The sequence below is a fragment of the Psychrobacter sp. NG254 genome, from assembly GCF_015277735.1.
In the GTDB taxonomy this organism is placed as follows: domain Bacteria; phylum Pseudomonadota; class Gammaproteobacteria; order Pseudomonadales; family Moraxellaceae; genus Psychrobacter.
Window position 1 is genome coordinate 123,263 of sequence record NZ_JADHDA010000001.1, and the last position, 15,763, is coordinate 139,025.

Consider the following 15,763-nt stretch of genomic DNA (forward strand, 5'->3'; position numbering starts at 1 on the left):
AAGCTGTTTAAGTCCCCTTGCTGTGGGTGTGTATTATATAGATTTACAGATGGCTGTCAAACACTATTTTGAGTTTTTTCTAAAATAATTAAAAATTCCTTTTTGATATCGTCAATATTCAGCTGTTAAGTCAATAGTGACAAGGCGTTGCCAATAATCTGCTAATTATTGTTATCTGTTGTTTGATAGCGAAAAGCTACTATACTATGCATACTTTGTTCGTTGATAGGGCTGATGGAGGCCAATATAAATACTTTTGCTATTAGAGAGACCTTTACCAACTGGTCGTGGGGAGACTTCGCTGGCCTGGGTTTGGGACTGCATATTGTACTGATGATAGTAATGACGCTACGAATTGTTTCGGTGCAGCGTAATATTGGCGTGTCGATAGCTTGGATTGCGGTGCTTTATACCGTTCCTGTGTTTGGATTTGTTGCTTATATACTGCTGGGCGAGCCTATGATTGGGCGCCGCTACCGCGAACGCGTGGATCAAGTAAGCACGATGATGAACGACATGGCACGGCGTGAGCATTTGGTGTTTGATAAAGGGCAAGAACTATTGGCCACTCATTATCGGGGTGTTAGTCAAATAGGCACACGCTGGACAGGGTTTGGCGTATTTCCCAATCATGATATGCAGCTATTGACAACGCCTGCTTCGATTTTTCAGCATTTGATTGATGATATTCATGCAGCACAGCGTATTGTGTTGATGGAGTTTTATATCGTCTATCCCAAAGGTCAGGTATGGGAGGTGATAGAGGCACTGGCTGTGGCGGCGCAGCGCGGGGTCGAGTGTCACATATTAGCCGATAGCGTGGGCAGTCTCAGTTTCATCAATAGTAAGGCATACCGTACCTTAGAAAAGGCAGGCGTGCTTGTTCATCAGTCGTTGCCAGTAGGGTTGTTTAAAACCTTGTTTAAACGTTCTGATTTGCGCAATCATCGCAAAATGGTGGTCATTGATGAACATATTGGCTATATCGGTAGTTTTAATCTGGTCGATCCGAGGTTTTTTAAACAAAATAAAAATGTCGGTCAATGGATTGATGTGGCGATAAGAACGACCAGTCAGCATCCTATTAGTATCAACACCGCGATGGCTAAAGTGATAGTTACCGATATCGGTGCTGAAAATAATGATAATTTAGCTGAGCTGAATCTACGCGTCAACAATTACACCCGTAAACTGTATGTGATGAGCCCCACTATTAACGATTTGAACAGCCGAGTAAAAGTGCTGAGCGATGATATGGAGCATCACGATCAGCCAGATATCGGCGCGACCTCGATTGTGATACCGACCATGCCAGTCGTGGATAAGGTTCTCGCGCAGCTGATTCCTTCGGCGCCGCAGCTGACCGCTCATGTCATTTACAACACGTTGGTGACGGTGATTCATCGTGCTAATAAGCGAATTCGTATTACCACGCCTTATTTTGTCCCTGATGAATCGCTATCGGGGGCGCTAATGATAGCGGCTAAGCGTGGGGTGGAGGTGACGTTGATTGTGCCCGAAAAGGTGGATTCATTTTTGGTACAGCACGCCTCACAGGCCTATTATCAAGAGCTGTTAGATGCTGGCGTGACCATTGCTTTGTTTAAAGGTGGTTTGTTGCATGCCAAAACCGTGGTCATTGATGATGATTATTGTTTGTTTGGCACGGTCAACATCGATATGCGTAGCTTTTATTTAAATATGGAGGTCAGCTTGGCCATTTATACGCCAGAGATGGTCGCTCAAGTGGCCTATTGCCAAGACATCTACTTACAAAACTGCCATATTTTGAGTTTGGAGGAGTGGCAGCAGCGCCCAGGGTCAAAACGGTTGTTCGATAATGTCGTGCGATTGTTCAGTCCTTTATTGTAGCGCCTGAGATTTTGAGTTAAGGTAATCGGTCAGCAGTGCTCTATTATCGTGATGGACGCATCGCTTTTATGATCAACTCATTTGCAAAAAGGACAGGCCCATTTATGTCTGCATCGCCCCTAACACCCCTTGATTATATTGCAGTAGGCTACTGGCAAGATTTTTTAGCTGGGCGCGCCATCGCAGGTGGTATCGCGTATGAAAAAGAGCTACGTGCTTGTGTGTTGGACGAGTCGCTTGAGAGTTTGCAGCGTGTAGATACCTTGTTGTCTCAGGTACGCCGTGATCTGATCAGAGGAGCGCTATGGGACGAGGCGACACTGCTGGGTGATGAGTATTATCGTAACTTTATGGTATTTTTGGGTATTTATGCGGGCCGTGTGTTGGCGTCTCAATGGCAGAATCAGCCGCAGTGGTACGGTCAGTTTGAGCTACGTAAACGCTATCCTAATCTATCATTGATTAACGATGATTTTTATCAGCACATGGCAGTGTCCTATGGTGATAATCAGGATGATACCGTGGTAAAATCATTGTTTTTCGTGTTAGAGCCCATCGGTCTGCGCCTATTTGGGCATATCGATCGTCAGTTTGACTCGGTACAAGGCAATCAGGTAGCGAGCGGCCTATACCAAGCAGTGATTGAAAGACTGCCAAACCTATTAAGCCAATCTAATGGTACAGCTGTCAATGTAGCTGCACAAAATACTGCTGAAGATAATAATGTAGATGTACACCTGAATACGCATATAAGCATCAGCCAATCGACTCATACGCATCAGCCCACACAACAGACGCTGAGCAATCATGACAGCAATGAGTTTCAAGAACACATTGCTGTAGAAATCCGCTCGATTGCCGCTAACGCCTATGAGGTACTGGCCAGCCAAACGGCTATGGACACAAAACCCCTCATTCAGCCTGAGTTGTCTGAACCAGAGCCAAAACCAGAACGCGCCGTCACTGACACTCAGCCTCCTATAAATATAAAGTCGTCGCCAATAGAGCCACTACCAACGAAGCCATCACCCATACTAGACATGTTTGCTCAACTACTCATAGAGCTGGATGAGATTGAGGTGCCACAAACTGCTGGTCAGGATAACTATCAGCAAGCCTGTAAGGTGCTAGATCAGTTTGAGCAGCATATTGATAAGCAAGACAAGCCACGTGACCAGATTGTATTTTCAGATAAACATATAGTGGCAAAAACCCAAGCACTACAACAATTACAGTCATCTGTCGAAGCTGGGAATACCGCGGCTATGCTGCGCCTTGCGATTTATGAACTGCTTAATGAAGGATTGGTCACGGATAAAAAGGATGCGACAGAGGCAGGGACAGCGTTGGTTAAGCAAGCAGCGAGCAAAAATGACAGTCGTGCGCAGCGACTCCTCAGTAAGATGTACTATCAAGGGATAGGGGTGGTGCAAGATACTGACAATGGCAAACATTGGTTAGAGCAGGCGGCAGACAATGGTCACATAGCCGCGGCGAGTCTGGTGCAGCAATGGCAACAAGCAGAAGCTCTAATGATGACACGAAAACAAGAGCAGCACAGTACCAAGCGTTATCTATGGTTATTTGCTGCGGTGATTGTGGTCGCATTATTGATCATAATTATTGTCTGACTGTTTTTAGGGCATGTTTTATTTAATGCATCTAGATGACTGTCGATTTTAAATAAGGCAACTCAACTGATGCGATGTAACTAATCTAATCCAACTGATTTGATTTAACTGGGGCTACTAAATTAATGACATACCTGAGTTCGGTTATTTTGATCCATTAACTTTTAAAATATTATGGTTACGCGTTAAATTCAGGTAAAATTGGCGCGTTTTTATACTTACTCTCTTATTGCTTGATCCATTACTAAATTGGGCTGCTTCATGCCATCATCTCATGTACCATCTGATGTTTCTTCAAAATTGACCGACCCATCGTTAGAGACTGGTCAAACCGTGCACGATACCCCGCTGTATTATCAGGGCTTAATCAGCATAATAAAGCCACTATATCGCCTGCAAGTATGGCGTCGATCTCATAAGCGCGATAACTATCAGCAAGAAATCGATCAGCGTTTTGGTAAGCAATATCCACCGCGACCAGTGATGCATGGCAGCAGTTATAAAGGCGTTGTTTGGTGTCATGCCGTCTCTTTGGGTGAGACCAATACAGTCGCGCCTTTGCTAGACATGTTATTGGCGCATGGTTATCAGATATGGCTGACCAATACCACGCAGACCGGTTTTGCCCGTGGTGCCAGTCGTTTCGCCGTTGAGATTGCTACAGGACAGATGAGTCACAGTTACGTGCCAGTTGATAGTCCCGCAGTGATTGAGACGTTCTTGTCCCATGTACAGCCTATCGCCGCTTTGTTTGTAGAAACGGAGCTATGGGCAAATATTCTGACCAAATTGTCCGAGCACCGTATTCCAAGCATACTCGTCAATGGGCGATTATCGCTGTCTTCTTTTCAAAGTTATCAGAAGATTGGTGCGGTGAGTGCCAGCATGATGAAAAACTTGACGTTGATAATTGCTCAAGACAGTGACTCGGCCAAACGCTTCAGGCAACTGGGTGCTCATAGCGCACAAATCCGTGTGGCAGGTTCGCTCAAATGGGTGATTAATACCCCCAAATCTGATGAAGAAACGGCAGATAAGAAAATGCCTCTAGCACTGCAAAAATCCAAGCTGGCAGAGGAGTTTGGTACAGCATCTCGACCAGTATGGGTAGCGGCAAGCACCCATGATGGAGAGGAGGCGATAGCACTGGCATGGCAACAACAGATATTGTCTAGTCCGGCGCTAGCAGAAGCATTATTGATTATCGTGCCGCGACATCCTGAGCGTTTTGAAGCAGTTGCAACGCTGATCGAAAAGACAGGATTAAAGATGGCAAGGCGTAGTGATACAGGCGTTATCAGTGCGGATACACAAGTTTATCTGGCGGACAGTATGGGCGAGATGATGACGTGGTACGCTCTGGCAAATGTGGCATTCGTAGGTGGCTCATTGGTCGATGTCGGTGGTCATAACCCTGTTGAGCCTGCGAGTGTCGCGACACCTGTTGTCATGGGGATATATACCCAGTCTTGTCAAAACGTGGTGGATACATTGTCTGAGGTCGGCGCACTGTATCAGCCAAACAATGACTTGTATCGTCCAATTACGGCAGACAATAGCAATCACCAGCAGTCAACCGAGCAGCCTAACGCTATGCCTCATAAAAAATCCTCTCGCAAACGCTCAGCTGATGACCATGCACGTCTCTATCAGCAATTGCATAACTGGCTGAGTGACTTGCCCTTATCGATTCAAGCAGGGCAGGCGGGCACGCAAATGACCATGCAGCAGCAAGCCGTATTGGTTCGGCAGTTTACGATGATCGAAGATGCGATTGAGCAGCGTTTGACTCAGAAGCCAAGCCAAGAGCAACATCTGAGCCAAGAACGGCACCTAAGCCAAGAGCAATTATGAACTGTATCTTATTACCAGTTGAAAATGTCTCATCAGGCGTTGCCCATATCACGGCGCTGACGCAGATCAGTCATGTGCAGACAGTGCTGAACGCCGCGGTTGGTGACACACTTAAGATTGGGCAATTGGGTGGTAATCTGGGTACGGCTGTCATCGATAGCATGACGGCTGAATGTATTCAGCTGATTAATGTAAAGCTAGACATGTGCCCACCAGCCAAACTGGATTTGACAGTTGTTCTAGCACTGCCGCGCCCTAAGGTGCTGCGGCGCTTAATCATGGATATGACTGCGCTTGGTGTGCGGGATATTATTTTGGTTAACAGCTATCGAACTCAAAAAAGCTATTGGCAAAGCCCTATGCTCGAGCGTCTTGATGAGTTTGTGTTAGAGGGACTGCAACAAGGGATTGATACCATTGCGCCTACTATCACGTTAGAAAAACGCTTTAAACCCTTTGTAGAGGACAAGCTGGCAAGCTGGATAAAGGGTAGCGCTATCGCCGCGCATCCTTATGGTGCACAATCGTTTTCGCAGTTTTTACGACAACAGCCTTCACTAGGACTGCCCAGCTTGGTCTGTATTGGTGCTGAAGGCGGGTGGATTGATTATGAGATAGCGCTGCTAGCCGCACAGCACTGTGATGCCGTACACATAGGGCCTCGCATATTACGCACAGAAGCGGCGGTCAATGCTATCTTGGGACAGTGGCTACTATAGACTGAAGTATCCAAAGCAAATCTTATTGAGTAATGGCAAAGGCTCAGCCCAAAGAAAGCGTTGATTAATCAAAATGATGCGTCGATTTGTGGGTTAAATAAATGGATTGATAATTAATCTCATTTCCATTAGTATGTGGCTTTGATATGTTACGGTCTTACTAGCGCTGATCATTGGTGTTTTGGGAGCTGTTTTGTGTCACCATCTATCTTACCTTTTTTTTATAGCACCATTATGGGGAAAACCATGTCATTGAACGCTATGAGCGCGACGCTAACGTCTACTAAGCTTATCTTACCTGTTGCCGTATTTGGCATGATGTTGGGTTTGGCGGGTTGTAGCAATTCATCTACCACAGAAGAAAGCGCAGAGACAGACACCACAGCGGCTGGCACTGAACAAGCTGCTATTGATGATGGTGCTACTAGCGCAGATGGTCAAACCATAACGATTTATTCATCACGTAACGAGCAGTTGATTAAGCCATTACTTGATCGTTATACCGAACAGACTGGTGTCAAGATTGAGCTGGTCACAGACCAAACCGGTCCATTGATGGCACGTCTAAAAGCTGAAGGCCAGAACACGCCAGCCGATATGCTGTTGACCGTTGATGCTGGTAACTTATGGCAAGCAGCAGAGCAGGGTCTATTGCAGCCTGTGTCTTCTACCATATTAGAGGCCAACGTGCCTGCAAAATACCGCGATCCAAAAGGTCAGTGGACAGGCTTGTCATTGCGCGCCCGTACTATCTTTTATGACCCAAGCAAAGTCAGTGCCGACCAGTTATCTACGTACGCAGATTTGGCCGATCCAAAGTGGAAAGGTAAGTTATGCCTACGTACGTCTAAAAAGGTCTACAACCAGTCACTTGTGGCCAGTATGATGGAACATTTGGGCGAAGAAAAAACCGGAGAGATCGTTCGTGGTTGGGTCGATAATCTGGCCACTGACGTGTTCAGTGATGACGTAGCGATGCTAGAGGCAATTGCTGCTGGTCAATGTGAAGTCGGTATTGCTAACAGCTATTACTATGGTCGCTTGCTTGATGAAAAACCAGACTTCCCAGTCAGTATATTTTGGGCAAACCAAGGCACGACTGGCACGCACGTAAATATTTCGGGCGCTGGTGTGGTCGCAGGGTCAGACAATCCAGATGGTACATTGAAACTGATTGAATGGTTGTCATCTGATGAAGCGCAAGGTCTTTATGCCAGCTCAGACAAAGAGTTTCCAGTGAAAGAAGGTATTGATGAGTCAGAGATGCTCAGATCGTGGGGCCCATTTAACAAAGATGACATCAGTGTGCAGAAGTTTGGCGAATTGCAAACCCAAGCGATTCAATTGATGGACAAAGCAGGTTATAAATAGGCGTCACTACCAATAGTACCAATCTCAAAAACGATAGTAATTGAGAGGTGAGCTTAGATACTAGTCTAGATATTAGCTTAGATACTGGAACAGTAAGTTGATAAGTTGACTGGCTAAGTTTGATATGGCTCATCGTGTTTTTGAGGTTGGTATGACTTAAGGTTGCTATACGTATGACACGGTAATAATTTATGAGCATAACGCCAGACGCGTCTGTACATCAAAGCGATACAGTCGATGCTGCTATTGAGACTACCCGTAATAATAAGCATCAGATAGTCAGTCAAGACCATGCCGTGCGTAAACGTATCTTTTCAAAATCAGTCTTAGGGCTGATTTCGTTGTTTATGCTGGTGCCAATTTTGATCGTGCTGCTATCGTGGACACAGCCTGTCGCTGATATCTGGACGCACATGGCAGAGTATGTACTGCCACAAGTGCTCAAAAATACGGCGATACTATTGTTTATGGTGACCGTTATTGCAGGCACGGTTGGCACCGGACTTGCTTGGGTAACCAGTATGTACCGGTTTCCTGGGCAGCGGTTTTTTTCGTGGGCGCTGATGCTGCCGCTTGCGATACCGGCTTATGTGCTGGCATTTGTCACGGTCGGCATTGTTGATTTCAGTGGGCCGTTACAGACAGGGTTACGTGATCTTGGCATCAATACTGCGATTCCCTCCGTACGCAATGTATGGGGCGCAGGGCTAGTATTGTCGTTGGCCTTTTATCCTTATGTTTATCTGCTGGCGCGTCAAGCGTTCTTATCACAAGGCAGGCGGGCGATTGAAGCAGGACAGATGCTGGGTTTAAGCCGCCACCGTGTGTTTTTTCGATTGGCATTACCACAAGCACTGCCGTGGATTATCGGCGGATTGTTATTGGCCAGCATGGAGACACTTGCAGACTTTGGCGCAGTGTCAGTCTTCAATGTTGACACTTTTACTACTGCTATCTACAAGGCATGGTTTGGCTTTTTTAGCTTAACCACAGCCGCACAGCTTGCCGCATTGTTGATTGGTGTGGTTTTCATTGTGGTATTATTTGAGCAGTATTGGCAAGCCAAGCGTGGCAGCTCAATCACCCAAGGCAGCAACCAACGTTTTGAGGTCAGTAAACCTGCAAAGATTGCCATGACACTACTGTGTACGTTCATCTTTGCGATTGCTTTTTTGATACCGTTTTTACAACTGATTTATTGGACAGCGTTGAATTTCAGGCAAGATTTTGATGCCCGTTATATTGATTTTGTGACCAATAGCCTGATGATTGCTGGTATGACCACGCTGTTTATTGCCTTTTTGGCGATTATTATTGCGTGGATTAAGCGGCAGTACCCTGATAAATCGACCAAGCTGATGACCACTTTGGCCAACTTAGGTTATGTCGTGCCGGGGACAGTATTGGCTGTAGGCATCTTTATTCCTATTGCATGGATCGACAATCAAATGATTGCGTTCGGTCTTACCTCACATCAGATACTATCAGGCAGTGTCGTCGTCATGTTACTTGCCTTATCGACACGTTTTATGACCGTCAGCTTTCAACCAGTGGATCGTCAGCTACAGCGACTAACAGTCAATCAGGAGGCCGCGGCAAAGCTGCTTAGTGACAGCCCTTATCAGCGCTGGCGTCATGTGATGCTGCCTGTGCTCAGTCCTGGAGTTTTAACGGCATTGCTCATGGGTTTTGTTGAAGTCATGAAAGAGATGCCGATTACCTTAATGACCAGACGTCAAGGCTGGGACACGCTCGCAGTTCGAGTATTTGAGATGACCAGTGAAGGCATGTGGGGGCGAGCAGCATTGCCAAGTCTTCTGATCGTATTGGTTGGTCTGCTCCCTGTGTGGATATTGCTGCGTCAAAGTGAGAAGTATGTCTAAGCAAAGCCTTTGCGTATCTAGCTTGTTTGTCTAGCACTAGCGCGTCTGTCTCTTTTTTCCTTACTGTATTTTGCACTGTTTTATGTATGGTGTATTCATCAATAGCGAACGGGTACCGTCTATGTATACTGATTTAATAAACCCTCCATCAGATGCCAAGTCGATAGAATCACAAATGCCTCTCAATCCTGTGACAAAGTCGCCAGTTAAGAGACCGCAAAGCCCATCCAAAAATGCCTTGAATCAAACCGATGCCTCATATCAAGACAGTAATCAAAGCAGCAATCAAGATAATAAGAAACACACTCACAAACAGACTGAGAAACCTATCGCTACCCATCCATATTTTAGTGTACAGAATCTAGTCGTAGGCTATGACGATACTATCGTCGTCAATGGTCTATCGTTGATGCTGGAGCAAGGAGAAATTGGCTGCTTCTTGGGCTATAGTGGCTGCGGAAAGACCACTGCATTACGTGCCATTGCAGGGCTAGAACAGAGTCGTGGCGGCAGCATATACCTAAACAATCAGCGCCTCACTGAACAGACAAAAAACAGCTCATTTACCGTAGCACCTGCCAAACGCGGTATGGGGATGGTGTTCCAAGATTATGCGCTGTTCGGTCATTTGAGCGTGGCAAAAAACATCGCCTTTGGCCTAAACAAATGGTCATCTGCTGACAAAAAAGCCCGTGTGGCTGAGATGTTGAGCCTTGTCGAGCTGACTGAGCATGCTGACAAACGTCCAAATGAGTTATCTGGTGGTCAGCAGCAGCGCGTGGCGTTGGCAAGAGCATTGGCACCAAAGCCCGAGCTATTGTTGCTCGATGAGCCATTTTCTAATTTAGATGTGGTGCTGCGTGAGTCGTTGGCCATGAGCGTGCGCGATATTCTCAAGCGTACGAATACCACTGCGATTTTGGTCACTCATGATCAAAATGAAGCGTTTGCATTAGCAGATAAAGTGGGAGTGATGGATCAGGGAAGGTTAGTCCAGTGGGCAACACCAAGCGAGCTGTATCACGAGCCTGTCAGTCCGTTTGTCGCGGAGTTTGTCGGTGAAGGCGCTATGATAGACGGCACCATCAAAGAAGGTCATGTCGAGACGGCGCTGGGCAATATTTATCGGCGTATGGAAGTTTATGGCGAGTCAGGCGAACCAAAGTACTGCGAATACGATTATCCAAACGGCACACCAATCAAAGTACTGGTGCGTCCTGATGATATCATTCATGACGATGACAGCACACAAACAGCGTTGGTCGTTGGACGTGTGTTTCGGGGCGCCAACTACTTATATCGGTTGCAGTTAGATGACGGGCAGACCGTCTTATCGTTGGTTGCCAGCCATCACAATCATGAGATTGGCTCGCATATTGGTATCTTGCCGCTGCTAGAGCACGTGGTGGTCTTCGACGAAAAAGACATCAATGCCACCACGTGGTCAGAATACGACAGATCTGAAAGAATAGACGAACATAGCTAATGGCGCTTAATCTTAGTCTATAAGCCTAGCAGGCTGTTCTACTCGTATGCTGAGCGGGTGGCTAATATATGCAAATAGCGACCAAGCCATTTGTACGGCTCTAATTGCGAGTAGCGTAGCTCCATTCTGATCACAGCTTCTGGGTCGTTATTACCACCGCGCTTGAGTGGTGTATAATCATGAAAGACGCGTAGACCGCTGGTGCGTAGGGTTCGGTATTGATGGGCAATGAGCCAAGACTCGACTTCTTCTTTAGCGACAGGATAATTAGGCGTTAGGCTTTTTTGGTTATCAGCTTTGTAGCCAACATTATCTAGTAAGTTAAAATTGCCCATTATCAGGTTACGATAATCGAAACTCGCAGGATTATAAAAGCACAACGATAGCGCGCCATTATCAGTAAGATGCTGATCGAAAAAGTCCATGACAGCCGCAGGCTCAGCCAACCACTCTAGTAGCGCATGACAGAGTATCAAATCGAACTTACCTTTCTCATCGCCGTTTACATTATCTGTTAGCTTTACTGCAAGATCTTGATACGGGCAAACGTGCCATGTGATATCTAATACTTGATCACTCTTTTCCGCACTGGCTTTTGCTTTTTCTAGCATATTCTCAGAGATATCATTGATAATCAGCGTATGACCGAAAGTGGCCAGTTCAACCGAAATCTGAGCCAATCCTGCACCCACATCTAAGATACGCAAAGGCCGACCAAGGTCTTTGCTCATTTGCGTACAATATTCAAAAATATCACGACGCAGTACTGCCAATCGGATGTCGCCTTTTAAACCACCATACACTTTCTTTTCGAAATGATCCGCAATGGCATCAAAGCTGCGGTCAGTACGTGTGTCTGCTGATAATACTTCTGCTTGTTCAACTTCTGCTGGTATGGAGTGGTTTGAGTCAGGTTGGCTGTCTTGAGGTTTAATTGGCATAAGGTATTCAGATCAATAATTAAGAGGGTTAGAGTATAGTCAGCGAACTACCAAACCGCTACGGTATTATCCTCACTAGAGGTACTATATGTACAATCTGCGGTCGGCTGCCTTGTCGCTGTTTTAGATTGCTTTGACTATAAAAAAATATTTAGTATTATCTAGCGTTTCAAACGTCTGTTAATGACCCATTTGAAAATAATTTTCGCTAAAACAATAACGACAAATACGACGATAACAAAGACCCACATACCATTGCCTTGTAGGTTTTCTTGGTAGGCTTTTGCCAAGTATGCTGATAGAGCCATAGCGACTAACAGTGCGCTCCAACGGACATAAGGGACAGCACGATTGTTATGGTTAGGAAAGCTAGTCACATAATCGCTGGAAAAGCTATATAGCACCATTGCTAGAATCCAAACAATCGCAAGAATGATATCCATAATAAGAGTAGCCTGTTAAGTCGTTATTTAAGTGATGTAAAAGATAAGTTAGTGTAGCGGTTAGAAATTTTTTGTCTAGTGTCACCAAAAAAATAGCATCATCGACGTGATTTAAATCATAATATAATCATGAAAAAAGTCAGTCATTTATTTACACACCCTCTCAAAAAATGGCACTCATTGGATGCTGTTTTTTGAGTTTTTACGCTGTTATATGTCAAAGGATATGATATGAAATCAATCAGCACAGTACTACTAACCGTTATTTTGTCTCTGTCATTTGCGGGTCAAGCGCAAGCACGTAATACACCTTGTTCAGGAAAAATGGGCGGCGTATCACATTGTTCAGCAGATGGTAAGTTTGTCTGCAAAAATGGCAAAATCAGTCAATCAAAACAAACGTGTCATTAGTGTTTTTTGGCATGAATTTATTGTGCCAAATATGACAACTAAGAAGCTGTATTGCTTGATTTTAATGGCAGTCAAAGCCCCCTAAATCAGCAAATTTGTGCTAAAATAGTTTCTTTTATTTACTATCAAAAATATCATCATTTTCCCAGTATTTTTCACGCTTTATCGTGCTGCTTTGTTCGCCATACAAATTGATTTTTATCAATGTTTATGGGGGACAATAATCTATCTATAAAGCCTGCAAAATGAATAACAGGGATATGAATGAAGGAGTGTATATGAGCGAGTCGGTCAGTCCTATTGGCATCGTAGATGAACTGAAGCAGTCCTATTTAGACTATGCGATGAGCGTGATTGTCTCGCGTGCACTGCCTGATGTGCGTGATGGGTTCAAACCTGTCCATCGCCGCGTGATGTATGCCATGCATGTGCTATCTAATGACTACAATAAGCCATACAAGAAGTCAGCACGTGTGGTCGGTGATGTCATCGGTAAGTACCATCCGCATGGTGACAGCGCAGTATATGATGCGATCGTCCGTATGGCGCAGGATTTCAGCTTGCGTTATCCGATGGTTGATGGTCAAGGTAACTTTGGCTCGATCGATGATGATCCTCCGGCAGCCATGCGTTATACCGAAGTACGTATGACCAAGCTGACTCACCAAATGCTTGCTGATTTGGACAAAGACACGGTCGATTGGGAAGATAACTATGATGGCTCTGAGCGCATGCCAAGCGTCATGCCAGCGCGTATTCCTAACCTGTTGGTGAATGGTGCAACGGGTATTGCTGTCGGTATGGCGACCAACATGGCGCCGCATAACTTGACCGAAGTGATCAATGCGTGTTTGGCCTATGCCGAAAACCCACAAGTTTCAGCTGAAGAGCTGATGTCACATATTTCAGGTCCTGATTTCCCAACAGGCGGTATTATCTATGGCCGCGCGGGTATTTTAGATGCTTATCGTACAGGTAAAGGTCGCTTGCACATCCGTGGTCGTTACCATATCGAGCCGATGAGCAATGCTGGCGTCAACCGTGATCGCGAGCGTATTGTATTCACCGAAGTGCCGTATCAAGCCAATAAAGCTAAGTTGATTGAACGTATCGCAGAACTCGTACGTGATAAAAAAATTGAAGGCATTAGCGAGATTCGTGATGAGTCTGATAAAGATGGTATGCGTATCGCCATTGACTTGCGCCGTGGTGAAACTGCTGAAGTTATTGTTAATAACTTGTTCTTGCAGACGCCGCTTGAGTCTAGCTTTAGTATCAATATGGTCGCGCTCGATAACGGTCAGCCAAAGATATTGACCTTGCGTCAGCTCATTGCTGCATTTGTCCGTCATCGTCAAGAAGTGGTGACACGTCGTACGATTTATGAATTGAACAAAGCGCGTGTTCGTGGTCACCTGCTCGAAGGCTTAACCGTTGCACTGGCTAATATCGACGAAATTATTGCGACCATTAAAGCGTCTGCAAACCGTGGCTTAGCACGTGAAAGCTTGCTAAATAATACGTGGGGCTCAGGTAGCGTCGTTGCGATGCTTACCGCTGCTGGCAGTCAGTCAGTGCGTCCTGACTATATCGAAGGCGAAGATCCTAAAGCACCGTTTGGTCTAATCGAAGGCGAAGAGCGTTATCGCTTGTCTCTTGAACAGGTCAATGCGATTTTGGATATGCAGTTGCATCGTCTGACTGGTCTTGAGCAAGACAAATTAACTGAAGAATACCAAGACCTATTGCGTGAGATTGCGCATTTAGAATCTATCCTTGGCGACTTTGATAAGTTAATGACCATTATCTCTAATGAGATGATTGAGATTCGTGATAACTTTGGTGACGAGCGCCGTACGGACATTATTGACTCACGTACTGACTTTAGCCGTGAAGACCTGATCCCTGAGCAAACGGTCGTGATGACAGTGTCGCGTACTGGTTATGCTAAGACTCAGCCAATTGACGATTATGTCGCGCAAAAACGTGGCGGTAAAGGTAAGTCTGCCACGGCGATGAAAGAAGATGATGTGATTGATCATTTAGTCGTGACTTCAACGCATTCTACTGTATTGTGCTTCACAGATAGTGGGCGCGTCTTTAGCTTACGTGGTTTTGAAGTGCCGATTGCCAGTCGCGGTGCACGTGGTCGTCCACTCGTTAACCTGATTGGCTTAAATGGTGATGAAACCGTTACGACGATATTACCGATTCCGAAAATTGTAGAGGATACATCGGTCACAGGTGAGATGTCAGACGCAGACATATTAATAGATAGTGATGATGACTCATTAGAAGGCAGCAACCAAGCAGAGCCGCCTTTTGTTTTCTTTGCAACGGCCAATGGGACGGTGAAACGCGTAGAGCTAAAGCAGTTTGCCAACATCCGCTCGAACGGTCTCATTGCAGTTGGTCTAGAAGACGGCGATAAATTGGTCAGCGCTCGTATCACCAGTGGTAGCCAAGAAGTGATGCTATTTGCCTCAAGTGGTAAAGCCATTCGTTTTGATGAAAACGATGCGCGTGCGATGGGCCGTACTGCTAAAGGCGTCCGTGGTATGCGTCTGGCTACTGACGAATTTATCAAATCATTAGTCGTTATCGAAGATGATGTCCGCGAGATTCTGATTGCTTGTGAAAATGGCTTTGGTAAACGTACACTCATTAATGAGTTCAACACCCAAAATCGCGGTGGTGGCGGTGTTATCGCTATCAAAACGAGTGAGCGTAACGGCGCACTCGTTCGTGCCACCAAAGTTGACCCTGAAGATGACATCATCTTAATCTCTGACAAGGGCACACTGGTACGCACACCAGTTGAACATGTGGCCAGTTCTGGTCGTAATACTCAGGGTGTTACCTTGATTCGTTTGTCAAAAGATGAAAAGCTGGTCGCTATGGCACGTGTTGAGCATCAAGAAGGTGACGATGAGCTTATCGATGCCATGAGAGAAGACGGTACATTTGATGTAGAAGGTCAAGAGCAGATAGATATTGATGCGGCGACTGGCAATACGGCGACCACTGACGTTGATGAGGCTATCGATATTGCCAATGACAATGAATGAGATGGCGAATAACTGTCTCAGCCGTTAGCTTTTTGGTCTGATTTCTTATATGATTGTTCTAGAAAAAGCCTCTGACGTTGTCGT

11 protein-coding genes are annotated in these 15,763 nt (G+C 45.6%); 9 read left to right on the plus strand and 2 right to left on the minus strand.

The window, feature by feature from the left end; all coding sequences use genetic code 11:
• Positions 1–234 precede the first annotated feature (234 nt).
• The 7 genes from IP510_RS00525 (at position 235) to IP510_RS00555 (ending at position 10,816) form a co-directional block, all read left to right on the plus strand.
• On the plus strand, positions 235–1,872 hold the full coding sequence (locus IP510_RS00525) for a cardiolipin synthase (RefSeq protein WP_194362857.1): 1,638 nt from the start codon (positions 235–237) through the stop codon (positions 1,870–1,872).
• Between the two features lie 104 nt (positions 1,873–1,976).
• Positions 1,977–3,503: a tetratricopeptide repeat protein gene (locus IP510_RS00530; RefSeq protein ID WP_194362858.1), complete on the plus strand. Its 1,527-nt coding sequence runs from the start codon at positions 1,977–1,979 to the stop codon at positions 3,501–3,503.
• A 261-nt stretch (positions 3,504–3,764) separates the two neighbouring features.
• Complete coding sequence (locus IP510_RS00535; RefSeq protein WP_194362859.1) at positions 3,765–5,357, plus strand: 3-deoxy-D-manno-octulosonic acid transferase; 1,593 nt, start codon at positions 3,765–3,767, stop codon at positions 5,355–5,357.
• Positions 5,354–6,076, plus strand: coding sequence for a 16S rRNA (uracil(1498)-N(3))-methyltransferase (locus tag IP510_RS00540; RefSeq protein WP_194362860.1), 723 nt, complete (start codon positions 5,354–5,356; stop codon positions 6,074–6,076). The genes IP510_RS00535 and IP510_RS00540 overlap by 4 nt, the downstream gene beginning before the upstream one ends.
• A 246-nt stretch (positions 6,077–6,322) precedes the next feature.
• On the plus strand, positions 6,323–7,447 hold the full coding sequence (locus tag IP510_RS00545) for an extracellular solute-binding protein (protein WP_194363244.1): 1,125 nt from the start codon (positions 6,323–6,325) through the stop codon (positions 7,445–7,447).
• A gap of 191 nt (positions 7,448–7,638) precedes the next feature.
• Positions 7,639–9,330, plus strand: coding sequence for an ABC transporter permease (locus IP510_RS00550; protein WP_194362861.1), 1,692 nt, complete (start codon positions 7,639–7,641; stop codon positions 9,328–9,330).
• A 121-nt stretch (positions 9,331–9,451) separates the two neighbouring features.
• The gene (locus IP510_RS00555) at positions 9,452–10,816 is read left to right on the plus strand and encodes an ABC transporter ATP-binding protein (protein WP_194362862.1); all 1,365 of its coding nucleotides are present in this window, start codon (positions 9,452–9,454) and stop codon (positions 10,814–10,816) included.
• A 38-nt stretch (positions 10,817–10,854) separates the two neighbouring features.
• Here the strand turns inward: IP510_RS00555 and IP510_RS00560 are convergent, their stop codons facing one another.
• The gene (locus tag IP510_RS00560) at positions 10,855–11,757 is read right to left on the minus strand and encodes a methyltransferase domain-containing protein (RefSeq protein WP_194362863.1); all 903 of its coding nucleotides are present in this window, start codon (positions 11,755–11,757) and stop codon (positions 10,855–10,857) included.
• Between the two features lie 161 nt (positions 11,758–11,918).
• Entirely contained in the window at positions 11,919–12,200 is a 282-nt protein-coding gene (locus IP510_RS00565) for a hypothetical protein (RefSeq protein ID WP_194362864.1), read from the minus strand.
• 231 nt (positions 12,201–12,431) lie between these two features.
• Between IP510_RS00565 and IP510_RS00570 the strand changes: the two genes are divergently transcribed.
• Together IP510_RS00570 and gyrA are read left to right on the plus strand one after the other, a co-directional pair.
• Positions 12,432–12,611, plus strand: coding sequence for a hypothetical protein (locus IP510_RS00570; RefSeq protein WP_194362865.1), 180 nt, complete (start codon positions 12,432–12,434; stop codon positions 12,609–12,611).
• A 278-nt stretch (positions 12,612–12,889) separates the two neighbouring features.
• Positions 12,890–15,679 (plus strand): DNA gyrase subunit A, encoded by a 2,790-nt coding sequence (gene gyrA / locus IP510_RS00575; protein WP_194362866.1) that lies wholly within the window; start codon positions 12,890–12,892, stop codon positions 15,677–15,679.
• The last annotated feature ends 84 nt before the right edge of the window (positions 15,680–15,763 follow it).